The organism is Helicobacter fennelliae, from assembly GCF_900451005.1.
Taxonomy (GTDB): Bacteria; Campylobacterota; Campylobacteria; order Campylobacterales; family Helicobacteraceae; genus Helicobacter_B; species Helicobacter_B fennelliae.
This window is the reverse complement of sequence record NZ_UGIB01000001.1, coordinates 2,024,555-2,036,675: the sequence shown is the minus strand read 5'-3', so window position 1 is coordinate 2,036,675 and position 12,121 is coordinate 2,024,555. Positions and strand designations below refer to the sequence as shown.

At 38.1% G+C, this 12,121-nt stretch carries 10 protein-coding genes and 1 tRNA gene; 1 reads left to right on the top strand and 10 read right to left on the bottom strand.

All coding sequences use genetic code 11. The features are described from left to right. Positions 1 to 11 precede the first annotated feature (11 nt). The 8 genes from argH to wecB all read right to left on the bottom strand — a co-directional run bounded on the left by argH (position 12) and on the right by wecB (position 8,237). Positions 12 to 1,463 (bottom strand): argininosuccinate lyase, encoded by a 1,452-nt coding sequence (gene argH, locus DY109_RS10040; RefSeq protein ID WP_051404628.1) that lies wholly within the window; start codon positions 1,461 to 1,463, stop codon positions 12 to 14. Between the two features lie 6 nt (positions 1,464 to 1,469). Then, positions 1,470 to 1,913, bottom strand: coding sequence for a protoporphyrinogen oxidase HemJ (gene hemJ, locus DY109_RS10035; protein WP_023947874.1), 444 nt, complete (start codon positions 1,911 to 1,913; stop codon positions 1,470 to 1,472). A gap of 9 nt (positions 1,914 to 1,922) precedes the next feature. After that, positions 1,923 to 3,077: a metallophosphoesterase gene (locus tag DY109_RS10030; RefSeq protein ID WP_023947872.1), complete on the bottom strand. Its 1,155-nt coding sequence runs from the start codon at positions 3,075 to 3,077 to the stop codon at positions 1,923 to 1,925. Positions 3,078 to 3,085: 8 nt separating this feature from the next. Continuing rightward, positions 3,086 to 3,991: a cysteine synthase family protein gene (locus tag DY109_RS10025; protein WP_023947870.1), complete on the bottom strand. Its 906-nt coding sequence runs from the start codon at positions 3,989 to 3,991 to the stop codon at positions 3,086 to 3,088. A 7-nt stretch (positions 3,992 to 3,998) separates the two neighbouring features. After that, entirely contained in the window at positions 3,999 to 5,162 is a 1,164-nt protein-coding gene (locus DY109_RS10020) for a trans-sulfuration enzyme family protein (RefSeq protein WP_023947867.1), read from the bottom strand. A gap of 37 nt (positions 5,163 to 5,199) precedes the next feature. Continuing rightward, on the bottom strand, positions 5,200 to 6,027 hold the full coding sequence (locus tag DY109_RS10015; protein WP_023947865.1) for a cysteine ABC transporter substrate-binding protein: 828 nt from the start codon (positions 6,025 to 6,027) through the stop codon (positions 5,200 to 5,202). A 109-nt stretch (positions 6,028 to 6,136) separates the two neighbouring features. Next, positions 6,137 to 7,099, bottom strand: coding sequence for a Gfo/Idh/MocA family protein (locus tag DY109_RS10010; RefSeq protein ID WP_023947863.1), 963 nt, complete (start codon positions 7,097 to 7,099; stop codon positions 6,137 to 6,139). 31 nt (positions 7,100 to 7,130) lie between these two features. Then, positions 7,131 to 8,237 (bottom strand): non-hydrolyzing UDP-N-acetylglucosamine 2-epimerase, encoded by a 1,107-nt coding sequence (gene wecB / locus DY109_RS10005; protein WP_023947862.1) that lies wholly within the window; start codon positions 8,235 to 8,237, stop codon positions 7,131 to 7,133. A 107-nt stretch (positions 8,238 to 8,344) separates the two neighbouring features. On the opposite strand from wecB, the gene DY109_RS10000 reads away from it, so the two are divergent. Then, entirely contained in the window at positions 8,345 to 9,769 is a 1,425-nt protein-coding gene (locus DY109_RS10000; RefSeq protein WP_023947860.1) for a hypothetical protein, read from the top strand. 1,016 nt (positions 9,770 to 10,785) lie between these two features. On the opposite strand, the gene DY109_RS09995 is transcribed toward DY109_RS10000, so the two are convergent. Both DY109_RS09995 and DY109_RS09990 read right to left on the bottom strand, forming a co-directional pair. Further along, positions 10,786 to 10,862 (bottom strand) — tRNA-Ile (locus DY109_RS09995). Positions 10,863 to 10,967: 105 nt separating this feature from the next. After that, positions 10,968 to 12,119, bottom strand: a complete 1,152-nt coding sequence (locus DY109_RS09990) for an FtsW/RodA/SpoVE family cell cycle protein (RefSeq protein WP_181894630.1) — start codon at positions 12,117 to 12,119, stop codon at positions 10,968 to 10,970. Between the last annotated feature and the right edge of the window lie 2 nt (positions 12,120 to 12,121).

Genomic DNA, 12,121 nt, shown 5'->3' with positions numbered 1-12,121 from the left:
TTGTTGTGCTTTTATTTTGATGGGTTGTTTGATGTGCTTATGTGTTGTGTGTATGTGGGTTTGGTATTTGGTATGGTATCTTTTGTGCTTTGAAGCCAAGTTTCAAGAGTGCATATTTGCTGCATTGTTTGCGTGCTTGAAGTGCCGCCAAGACTCTTTCTAGATTCCATTGAATGCGCTATATCAAGCACTTCTTTAATGCCACTTTTGATTGTAGGATCAAGCCCTATGATTTCATCTTCGCTTAAATCGCTTATATCGCAATGTTTAGATTCTGCATACGCGACAATTTTTCCTGTGATGTGGTGTGCTTGTCGGAATGGAATGTTTGAAGTTTTTACCAAAAAATCCGCCAAATCAGTCGCACTTAAATGCCCTATTTTGCAAGCTTTAAGCATATTGTCTTTATTGATTGTGAGGGTTTTTAGTGTTTCTTTGAGGATTTCAAGGCTTATGGTGATATTTTCGACACTATCAAATACAGGCTCTTTGTCCTCTTGTGTGTCTTTATTGTAAGCAAGAGGGAGTGATTTCATCACGACAAGTAGGCTTATGAGATTGCCATATAAGCGTCCGCTTTTTCCGCGCACAAGCTCGGGGACATCGGGGTTTTTTTTCTGTGGCATAATCGAGCTTCCAGTAGCGTATTTATCGCTAATGGTGATGAATTTAAATTCATAACTACTCCATAGCACAAGCTCTTCGGCAATGCGCGAGATATGCATTCCAAGCATTGCCAAATCATACAGCACATCAAGCGCAAAGTCTCTATCACTCACAGAATCCATAGCATTAAGCGTGGGAGCTTTGAATCCAAGCTCACGCGCGATCATCTCTCTATCTGTTTCATAAGGCGTGCCTGCAAGCGCACCTGAACCAAGAGGCATAAAGTTATTACGCACAAAGCTAGATTCTAGTCGCTCAATATCGCGCTTCAAAGCACAGCACCACGCCACAAGGTGGAATCCAAAATTAATAGGTTGGGCGTGCTGAAGATGCGTCATACCCGGCATAAGCGTTTTGGTATGGGATTTGGCTAGAGTGATAATTACTTCTATGAGTTCAAGGATTTGTTGGCGTATATTGTAGTTGCTATCAAGCACATACATTCTAAAATCAAGCGCGACTTGATCGTTTCTTGAGCGCGCAGTATGAAGCTTTTTGCCTGCTTGACCTATTTTTTGGGTGAGGGCAGATTCTATTGCCATGTGTATATCTTCATCGCTTATGTTGAATGTAAATTCTCCATTGCTAATTTCAGATTCTATCTCTTGTAAGCCATGACATATATCAGCATATTCTTTGTCGTTTAGAATCTTGATTGAATGAAGCATTTTGGCATGTGCTAATGAGCCTAAAATATCGTATCGGTAAAGTTTTTTGTCAAAAGTAATTGAGGCATTAAATCGCTCCAAAAGCGCGCTTGAACCCTCTTCAAATCTTCCACCCCAAAGTTTCATCATTCCTCCTTAAAACTTTATAACCGCACAAATGACGATTATAATCATTAAAATCGTGGGAATCTCATTAAAAACACGAAAAAACCTCTCGCTTAAAGTGCAAAGATTGTGTCGAAATCGTGTAACAAAAATGCCACACACAATGTGAAAAATCAAAAGAAGTATCGCAGATAAAAGTTTAATGTGAATCCACAGCCCACTTTTGAAAATATCAGCATACAGCCAAAGCAAAGCCAGTCCGCTTGCAACGCTAAAAAGCATAGCAGGACGCGCAATATATGCAAAAAGCTTGTGTTCTTGGATTTTAATTATTTTGACAAAATCTAGATTCTGTCTGTTTTGGGCGTGATAGACAAATAATCGAGGCAGGTAAAATAACCCCGCCATCCAGCATATTACGCTTATAATATGCACGACTTTAATCCATTGATAATAAGGCATTATCCAATCCATTTGACTCCTTTAGTTTGGCTTTGTGTGCTGCGGTAGAAAATCAAAAAGCGTAATCGTAGAATCTGAAAATGCCCTCATAGGAGGACCCCAGAATCCTGCACCTTCGCTTACATAAATATATGCCCCGCTACTGATTCTATGCAATCCTTTGAGGTAGGGTTGTTGGAATAAAACAGCAAGTGAGAAAGGAAAAATCTGTCCGCCATGAGTGTGTCCTGTAAGCAAAAAGTCGGCTTTTTGGAGGAGCTTTGGATCTATAATTTCAATGACTTTTGGCTGATGAGTCAAAAAAAGTGTAGGCAGACTAGAATCTATTTTGCTAAAAGTCGCTTCAAAATCTGGCTCCAAAAACTTGACTCTACTACCCATTAAATCCGCACTTCCTGCGATATTGATAAGATTTGGAAGCGTGATGCTTTCATTGATTAAGACTTTGATTCCTGTTTTTTGTATGGCTTTGAGAATATCATCGACATCGTGTATGTATTCGTGATTGCCTAAGACATAGTATGTTCCATAAGTTGCGCGCAATCCTTGTAAGATGTGGAGGCTTGAGAGGGCGTTTTGGAGTTTGGTATCTACAAGATCGCCTGTTATAGCGATAATGTCAGGATTTTCTTGATTGACTAAAAATACAATTTTTGCCACTCGTTCATCATCGATAAGTCCGCCGATATGTATGTCGCTTAGCTGGATAACTTTCAGTGGTTTGGAGAGTTTGGGAAGCTCTATGGCAAGTCGCTCGACTTTTGGATCTTCTAGCCCATGATATATGGCATAGGCTGTGTAGATGAAGCAAAGAAATAAGATGTAGCGTTTGATTCTAGGCTGAAGGTGCTTTTTTTTGAAAAACCACAAACAAATGCCAATAAGTGCTGCAATGAGCGCAGCGATGAGAAACGAAAAAGCCACTCCCACAGAAACAGAGACAATCATAAATAACCATTTTGGCGCGACTATATATGAGCGCATAAACATATACACAACGCAAAAACACATATTAACCCACAATATAATGCTATAAATTCTACACAATGCCCTTCGTGATGATATGCGCCTTACAAGCAAAAAATAAATCACAATATGCATTGCGATAAATAATAATGACGCCAAAAATGGAAACAAAAAGGTTTGCATTTGCGCAAATTCTGGAGTGTCTTGCATAAAATTCCTTAAAAAATTTCTCTATCTAAATACCGCTCAATTTTATCGGAAAAAATCGTAATAATAGTAGAATCTTTGACTTTTTTTGCAAGTTCTAAACTCGCTACAAAACAAGCCCCCGATGAAATGCCTGCCAAAACACCTTCTTGACAGAGCATTTTTACACCCTGCAAGGCTTCTTGATCGCTTACTTTGATTACATCATCTATAAGGCTTGTATCCATAGTTGTGGGGATAAAGCTATTGCCGATTCCTTCGATTTTGGAGCATATATGTGTGTGATCGTCTCCGCCTATGATAGAGCCGACAGGATCACAAAGGATAGTTTTTGTGTGTGGATTCTGCTCTTTTAAAAATTTTGCGATACCGCTAAAGCTTCCGCCACTTCCAGCACCGCATACAAAATAATCAATATTCTTGCAGTCTGCATAAATTTCTTGTGCGGTAGTGAGATAATGCGCTTTTGGGTTGTCTGGGTTTTCAAATTGCTTAAGGCAGATACTTTGTGGGATTGTGAGAAGAAGCTCATTTGTTTTGTCAATCGCACCTTGTATTCCAAGCTCTTTTGGGGTATTGATAATTTCTGCTCCAAGTGCTTTCATTAGATTCTGCTTTTGGATTGAAAATTTTGATGGCACGACTAATATAATTTTGTAGCCATATTTTAAAGCCCCAAGCGCAAGTCCTAGTCCTGTATTACCCGCAGTTGGCTCTATGATGACGTTAGATGGGTTAAGAAGTCCGCTTTTTTGGGCTTGCTCGATCATAAAAACCCCAACTCTATCTTTAATGCCTCCAGCGGGATTGAGATATTCGCATTTGCCTAGAATCTTATTGTGATTTGGAATTGGTGTATTGTGGATTTCAAGCAATGGTGTATTGCCGATTGCTTGTGTGATGTCAGAGATAAGCATGGAGGCTCTATTGTTTGGCTGTTTTTTGGGATTGGCTTAGTGCGTGGGCTATATCATCACATAAATCTTTGACATTTTCAATACCTACTGAGAGGCGGATAAGATTCTGCTTGATGCCGATTTGTTCGCGTAATGCTTGCGGTATAGAGGCATGCGTCATGGAAGCGGGGTGGCAAAGGAGGGATTCTACTCCGCCTAGAGATTCTGCAAGGACTATGATTTGTGTAGATTCTAGGAATGTTTTATAATCATACCCTTCTTTGAGCTCAAAGCTTATCATTCCACCGCCACCACTTGCTTGTGATTTTTGGATTGTGTATCCATTATCAGAATCCAAAAATGGATAATACACTTTTTCAATAGCTTGATTCTTGCTTAAAAATCGCGCGATGTATAAAGCATTTTCGCAATGTTTTTGCATTCTAAGTCCAAGCGTCTTGATACCGCGGATAAGCAAAAAGCTATCAAATGGTGCCAAAATCGCGCCTATAGAGTTTTGCAAAAATCCTAATCGCTCGCCTAGTGTTTTGTCATTGACAACAACAAGCCCTGCGATTAAATCGCTATGTCCGCCTAGATATTTTGTCGCTGAATGCACGACAATATCAATTCCAAATTCAAGCGGTCTTTGCAGATATGGCGTCATAAAGGTATTATCAACGATACTTAAGATTCTGTGTTTTTTGGCGATACGCGCGATTTCTTCAAGTGAGATAACGCTCATAAGTGGATTTGCTGGCGTTTCTAGCAATAGAGCTTTCACACTAGAATCTATGGATTTTTCAAGAAGCTCTATATCGCGCATATCAATGAGCTCATATGAGATATTAAAATTTGCAAATACTTTGTCTAATACCCGAAATGTTCCGCCATAGACATTATGAGAGATGAGAATCTTATCGCCACTTTTAAAAAGACTTAGCACGCAAGAAATCGCTGCCATTCCTGAAGCAAACGCAAACCCAAACGCCCCGCCTTCAAGCTGCGCGATAAGAGATTCTGTACCATCGCGCGTGGGGTTTTTTGTCCTTGAATATTCGTAGCCACTATGTTTGCCTAACGCACTTTGCGCATAGGTTGAGGTTTGATAAATTGGTGTATTGACAGCCTTTGTGCGCGGATCTGTTGTATCGCCACCATGGATAAGGAGCGTGTCAAAATGATAATTCATATATATCCTTTAATATTTTTAAATTCGTGTGAGTTATTTATTCAAAAACAATATCTTGAGCCTGCACATCATCAGTAAAAAATGGCGCAAGCTTTTCGTGATATGCTTCAAGCAAAAAGCCATTAATTCTGAGTTTATCCATTTCGGCATTTAGCCATTCAAGGAGTTCTTGATTGCCTTTTTTGACTGCTGGGGCTATCACATCATTATCGCCTATTTGCTTAATGCCAACTTGAAAATCTGGATTCTCCTTGCTCCAAGCAAAAAGAAGTGTATTATCGTGTGCTAGAGCATCGCCTCTCCCATCTTTGAGTGCTGCAAATGTTTCGGTATTTTGCTCAAATTTTAAGAGCTTGATATTTGGGTAATGTTTGGTGAAATAAAAATCAGCCGTTGTGCCTTTATTGACGATAAGGGTTTTGCCTTCAAGCTGTGATATATCAGTGATTGCGCCATCTTTACTTACTACCCCAAGTGAGACTTTCATATATGGTTTTGCAAAATCTAGCCTTTCTTGCCGCTCTTTTGTTTGTGTGAAATTTGCCATCATAATATCAACTTTATTTGATCGTAAGAATTCTTCACGACTAGCTGCTTCAACAAGTATAAATTTGACCTTTCCTTCATCGCCGAGCAAATCTTTGCCTATTTGTTTGGCTATCATTACATCAAATCCGTCATTTTGTCCTTCTTTATTGATATATCCAAATGGAGGTTTATCGCCAAAGACGCCAACGACTAATTCATTTTTTTGCTTGATAGATTCTAGTGTATTTTGAGACTGCACTTTGTCGCAACCAGCCAAACTAAAGCCTGCGATACCCAAAACACCTAAAGTGATGGCTACAATTTGTAAGATTCTCATTTATATTCCTTAAAATGTAAAAATTAGGGGTTTATTATTGCAGAAAAGAATTAATTATAAGCAATATTTCTAACTTTCTGTATTAGACTATTTTTATGTTGCGCTTGTTTTATGTTTGCTTGCAGAGCGGGTGATAATCATCTCTAAAAGGTGATATGGCTTGATGTCTGATGTGATACGTGATAAGGATAGCCTCTTTTGCTTCTTTGGCTTCAAATCCTCTGCCAGCTAGAATCTCTTTGTAGCTTTGTGTGTGGAGATCTTCAAATCCTTGTGAAAACTCAAATTCTTGATTTTGTATTTGTATTGATCTATATACGCGCTTATTGTGCGCTTTTGCTTCTGTTGGAAGGTGGTTTTGGTTGATTGATAAAAACCACCTAACCCGTGCATGCTCTAGCTCTAGCACCCCGCTAGCACAATCCTCTCTAAGAATATGCAAAGTGCTAGATTGAAATCCACCAAACACAAAGCTTAACATATCAAAAAAATGGATTCCGATATTGCTAATAATCCCGCCACTTTTGTGTTGATTGCCCTTCCAAGAGGAAAAATACCAATGCCCCCGCGCAGTGATATAGCTTAGTGTGATGTCAAAGACTTGATTTGGATTAGATTTTAGCATAGAAGTGATGTGGTGTTTGAGTGCGATTACACTTGGGTGGAGTCGGAGTTGTAAAATCGTGTAGATTTTGTTTGGGCTTTGTATGGATTCTAGTTTTTCAAGCTGTGAGGGGCTTAGCACAAGTGGTTTTTCACAGATTGCATGCGCATTGAGATTGAGGGCTAGCTTGATATGCACGTTGTGGAGGTGATTAGGAGAGCAGATACTGATAAAATCAAGTGCTTTTTTTGCCTCTTTTGTTTTTTTGCTTTTTGTGTATTGCTCTATATATCGCACAAATTGCTCTTTTTGTGTGAAAAAATACGCATTTGGAAAATAGCTATCCAAAATCCCGACACTATCATGCTTATCAAGCGCGCAAATGAGTGTGTTATTTGTCTGCTTGATTGCTTGTAAATGTCGTGGTGCGATATACCCGCCAACGCCTATAATTCCGAAATGATACATACTAATCCTTTATAATGTATTTTGATGATTTTTATAATTCTTTAAGTGTTTTTGCAATGATTTCGCACGCCCTGCCATTTCCAAAAATTGGCATTGAAAAATCAGTATTAAAAAGCCTATCTTTGTGGTGATAGGTAGAGAGGATTTTTTGCGTATCTGCGCCTGTGAGAATGCTAAAGCGGTGCGTGAGTAATTCCTGCCATTCGCTCTCTTCTCGCAATGTGATGTGTGGCTTTTTGAAAAAAAAGCTCTCTCTTTGGAGTCCGCCACTATCGCTAAATACACATATAGCGTTTTGCAGACAAAAGCTCATCTCAAGATAAGAGAGAGGCTGACAAAAAACAATATGCTTTGGTGCGATTTTGTAGCGCAAGAGATGAGTTTTTGTGTGTGGGTGGAGAGGAAAAAGTATCGGTGTTTGCGCGCTTATAGAATCTAGTGCTTTAAATATTGATTCAAGATTTTGCTTATTTAGGTTGGTGCTACGATGCAGTGTGGCAAGACAGAAATGCTTGAAAAAACCTTGCGGTAGAGATGAGTTTAGATTCTGCCATGAAGTAGAATCTAAAAGAATGGGCTTTGGTAGCTTTGCTTTCGTGGCAAAATAAAGTGCAAGATCAAGCACAATATCGCCACTTTGGGTGATTGTGTGTGTGGGTATTTTTTCGTTTATGAGATTCTTTGTGGCTGTTGTGGTTGGAGTAAAAAGTAAGCGCGCGAGAGAATCTGTTAAGATTCTGTTTTGTTCTTCGGGCATGGAGTGATTGAGACTTCTTAATCCTGCTTCGATGTGGATAAGCGGTATGTGGCATAGATGTGCGCTAAATGCCCCTGCAAGCGTAGAATCTGTATCACCATAGACAAGCACAAAGTCGGGTTTTTGGGATTTTATGAGTGGTGTGATTTGGCTACTCATCATAAATAGCCTTTGGAGTCGCGTTTGATTTGGAGCGAGTTTTAGCGTGTGGAGCGGGGGTTGCATATCAAGCTCTGTGAAAAATACATCACTCATATTTGGATCATAATGCTGTGAAGTGTGGATAATTTGCTCTTGAATGTGGTATTTTTTGAATGTTTGGCTTAGGATTTTGGATTTGATTAGTTGGGGTCTTGTGCCAATAATTGTGATAATATTCATAGATTTGACTTTAGATTCTGCTTGTTTTCGGAAATTTTAGCATAAAACCACGAGTTTATTTGGTAGAATCTTACATTTTATCACTGAACAATTTTCAAGGGATATGTATGCTGGAAGGAAAATTAATAGAGATTGACACAGAGCAAGAAAAAGGCAAAATCGAGCAAAATGGAAATAATCGCATTTATGATTTTGAGCTTGCGGTTTGGAATGATGAAAATGGCGAGCCAGAGGTGGGAGCTGAGGTTGAGTTTGAAGTTGAGATGAGGGTTGTTACCAAAGTCAAAATCAAGCCAAAGCCAGTAGATCCTGATGAGATTCCGATGACAAAGCTACCAAATGTATGTATCGAGGAATTTTTTAGCAGAGAAAATGGTATTTTAGAAAATTATAAGGATTTTATGCAAAGCCATTCATCGCTTGATTTTTTGCGTATGAGGCGGTTTTTGCTTACAGCATATAATGACTTATGTGAAATGGATAATTTAGTCGAGAATGAAGAGTTACGAAAACTCAAAATTGAAATCAATCGTTTATTTAGGGATTTTGAAGAATATGTCAAAAAAGCCAAATATACGCCTGCATACGCGTTTGAAAAGATTTTTTTGGCGCGCCAGATTGAGTTTTTGAAAGTGCAGCAAGATATAGAATCTACACAAGTAGCCCTTGCAAATGCAAAAGCACAGCTTCAAGTGCTTGGATCTACGCTAGAAAATCAAGAGCGCAAGCTCCAGCGACTTGCCAAAAACGGACGAGAATATCTGCTCCTTGAAAAAGAAGTAAAAATGCTACGCAAAACATATGTTGATTTGATTCAATTTGTCGCGACAAGGCAGGAATTTTTGGTGTATCAAAATGAGCGGATAAAAAAATTCAAAGAAGCGCATTTTCAAGAGTTTGTCAGTGTCTATGCACCAATGCTTAAGATGATTAAAGATCGGTTTGTTATGCTTTTGGATTCTAAGGCGTATGATTTGGATTCTATGCTGTGGGAGAGGGCGAAGCAAAGCCAGAATGTCAGGCGATTTTTTAGGGATGCTAGGATTGAGGGTGGATTTTCTTCAAAAACTTTTTTGCGGTATTTTTTGCGCGGATTTGATAGAGGCAAGGCGTCTGCTCAAACCAAAGAATTATTTAATCTGCTTAAATACCTTGAAGAAAAAAGTCATAAAGATATTTTAGTTTTGCGCTCTTCAAAAGTCGATGCGCTTCGTTGCAAGGAGATTATCGAAAAAATAGATTCTACGCTTAGTGTTAGTGTGGATACAAATCCAATTAACGCACTCAAAGGTTTGATGACTAAGCCACAAGATATTATTGTGCTTGATGAATACATCGGTAATATGAAAATGCTTGATTTTGTCGCAAATGCAAATCAAATCGCAGGCAATAAGCCCATAACTTTTTGTGTGATTGTCAAAAAAATGCCTGATTATAGTGTTGTTGAGGAAGCCAAAAAACAAGGCGTTGGATATTTTATACCTGATCAAAACATCGACGCACTCTTTGATTCTGTCCGAATGGCGTTGTAGGGTTTATGGTAGAGTTTATAGTGGGGTTTGTAGCAGAGTTTGTAGTGTGTTTTAAATTCTGCTAGATTCTGTGTGGCAAGTTATTAGCAGGGATATTGATAGGCATTGATAGGACTATTAATAATAGGCTGAATTTATGCTTTTGTGTTGTGGCGATTTGTGATGTAAATTCAAGGTAGCTTGAAAGCTACCTTTTAGGAGTTTAATAAAAAAGTCTGTCTGCCTGCTTGAAACAGGCAAAAATGACTATAATGGAGAAAAGTTAATCGATAATTTTTATTATTAAATAAAATTAATGATTTTAAATATCAAAAGTAAGCCTTTAAGCATTAGAAATCATCGCGCAAAGTCGCATGTTAAGTTTTTTCAGTAATTGATAATACTAGAATCTAATTTACATAGAATCTAAATCCTCTCTTTTAGCTTATTTTTGCAGATTGCTTCGTTTGGCTTTATCTTGTGTTATTGTGGCGACGCACGAAAAGTAGCGAATCACTTGGTTTTATCTTGCGCCAAACTCGCAAAACTACAAAAATAAGCTAAAAATAGAGGATTTCTTTACACCCCTTTGTGTTTGCATAGAATCTAGATTCTAAAATGCCTCGTCATTCTTTATAAAACCAACCACTCCGTCATTCTGAGTGAGTGAAACGAACGAAGAATCCAGAAAAAAATCTAAAATAGATTTTAGTTTGGATTTAGATTCTTCGCTAACGCTTAAGACATGACGAGGGTGGCAAAGTTTTTTATCCTAGATTCTAGAATCTAAAAGTGGATTCTTATAGATTGCCACGCAAGGATAAGTCTGCCCCGTCATTGCGAGGACGATAGGACGAAGCAATCTAGTCAAAAATAGATAAAAGAAAAATGCGATGTCTTATGTATCAGTAGGGTTGTGTAGAAATTTTAGACAAGCAAAAACACAAAAAGTATAAAGGAATTCTAAAATGATAAATTAAGTTTTAAAAGTAGATTTTGAAGAAATTAAATGATTTTATTGTGTGGAAAAGTGGTTATGGTGGATCTTGTAGGATTTGAACCTACGACCAATCGGTTATGAGCCGAGTGCTCTGACCAGCTGAGCTAAAGATCCTTAAGTATTTGGTATTTAAACAACACTTCAAGTCAATGTCCTTACTTCCTTTGAACCCATATCTTAAACCAGTGTTTTTAAAGAAAAATTAAATACGAAAAGTTTTTAAATATTCTTATAGGTTCTGCCCCCCCCCCCACTAATTTTTCTTCTACCAATTTTTACTTTTCTAAAAAAACTCTGATTGTAGCCAAAATTAAATCTAAAGGCAAGTAAATTTTCTAAAATCCCAAATAAAATCATAAAAGTGATAAAACTACTTCCGCCATAACTAAAAAGAGGCAGAGGTATGCCAACCACCGGAGCGAGATTAATTGTCATAGCAATATTGACAGAGACATAAAAAAACAATAATAAAGAAATCGCACAAGCGGTGGTTTTGAGATAATAATCCTTTGGATCAAGCATAGAAAAAGTAAGAATATGTAATGTAAGCAAGCAATAAATCGTAAGCAAAATAAGAATACCGACAAATCCAAATCGCTCTGAAAAATACGCAAAAATAAAATCGCTTGTCGCAATGGGTAAAAATCGGAGCTGTGTTTGGGTGGCGTTTTCTTTATTTTTGCCAATAAGCCCTCCTGAGCTTATGGTGATGATGGATTGCTGGACATGGTAGCTTGGCTTTTCTGAGACAAAATCATGGATTCTTTTACGCTGATAATCCTTAAGTGAGCCATAAATCAAAGGCGATGCGATCAAAATCCCTATAAGGATACCAACCCATATTTTGTAATTGACCCCGATCAAAAAAAGCGTCCCAAAGCCCATAAATAAAACAACAAGAGCTGTCCCTAAGTCTGGCTGAAGCAAAATCAATGTAAATGGAAGGAGAATATAAAAGCTCAAAATACAAAACTGACGCAATCCATAGCCATGAAGAGGCGGAGGATTAGCCTGAATGTGCGCACTTAAAAGCAAAATAATAGCGATTTTGATAGGTTCGCTTGGTTGTATAGAAAAAGATCCAATCGTAATCCATCGTTGCGCGCCAAGCTGTTTTGTCCCGATAAGTTCAACAAGAATAAGCAAAATAATACAAATCCAATAAAACAAAGGAATGGATTTATTGAGTCGTCTAAATGGTATAAAAAACGCGCACAAAAATGCTATAATCCCGACTATAATATACACAGCCTGCTTGAGGTTTTGTGTGGTGTTGATTTGAGCGATCAAAAAATAAGAAGTGCCGATAATAGGAAGAATCAAAATAGGCAATAAAAAATCAAAATGTGTCAAAATGCGCCTATCAATCATTA

What these genes read in the sequence shown, in the direction of transcription:
- argH (WP_051404628.1), bottom strand. Translation starts at nt 1,463, where the DNA reads ATGATGAAACTTTGGGGTGGAAGATTTGAAGAGGGTTCAAGCGCGCTT.
- hemJ (WP_023947874.1), bottom strand. Translation starts at nt 1,913, where the DNA reads ATGGATTGGATAATGCCTTATTATCAATGGATTAAAGTCGTGCATATT.
- DY109_RS10030 (WP_023947872.1), bottom strand. Translation starts at nt 3,077, where the DNA reads ATGCAAGACACTCCAGAATTTGCGCAAATGCAAACCTTTTTGTTTCCA.
- DY109_RS10025 (WP_023947870.1), bottom strand. Translation starts at nt 3,991, where the DNA reads ATGCTTATCTCTGACATCACACAAGCAATCGGCAATACACCATTGCTT.
- DY109_RS10020 (WP_023947867.1), bottom strand. Translation starts at nt 5,162, where the DNA reads ATGAATTATCATTTTGACACGCTCCTTATCCATGGTGGCGATACAACA.
- DY109_RS10015 (WP_023947865.1), bottom strand. Translation starts at nt 6,027, where the DNA reads ATGAGAATCTTACAAATTGTAGCCATCACTTTAGGTGTTTTGGGTATC.
- DY109_RS10010 (WP_023947863.1), bottom strand. Translation starts at nt 7,099, where the DNA reads ATGTATCATTTCGGAATTATAGGCGTTGGCGGGTATATCGCACCACGA.
- wecB (WP_023947862.1), bottom strand. Translation starts at nt 8,237, where the DNA reads ATGAATATTATCACAATTATTGGCACAAGACCCCAACTAATCAAATCC.
- DY109_RS10000 (WP_023947860.1), top strand. Translation starts at nt 8,345, where the DNA reads ATGCTGGAAGGAAAATTAATAGAGATTGACACAGAGCAAGAAAAAGGC.
- DY109_RS09990 (WP_181894630.1), bottom strand. Translation starts at nt 12,119, where the DNA reads ATGATTGATAGGCGCATTTTGACACATTTTGATTTTTTATTGCCTATT.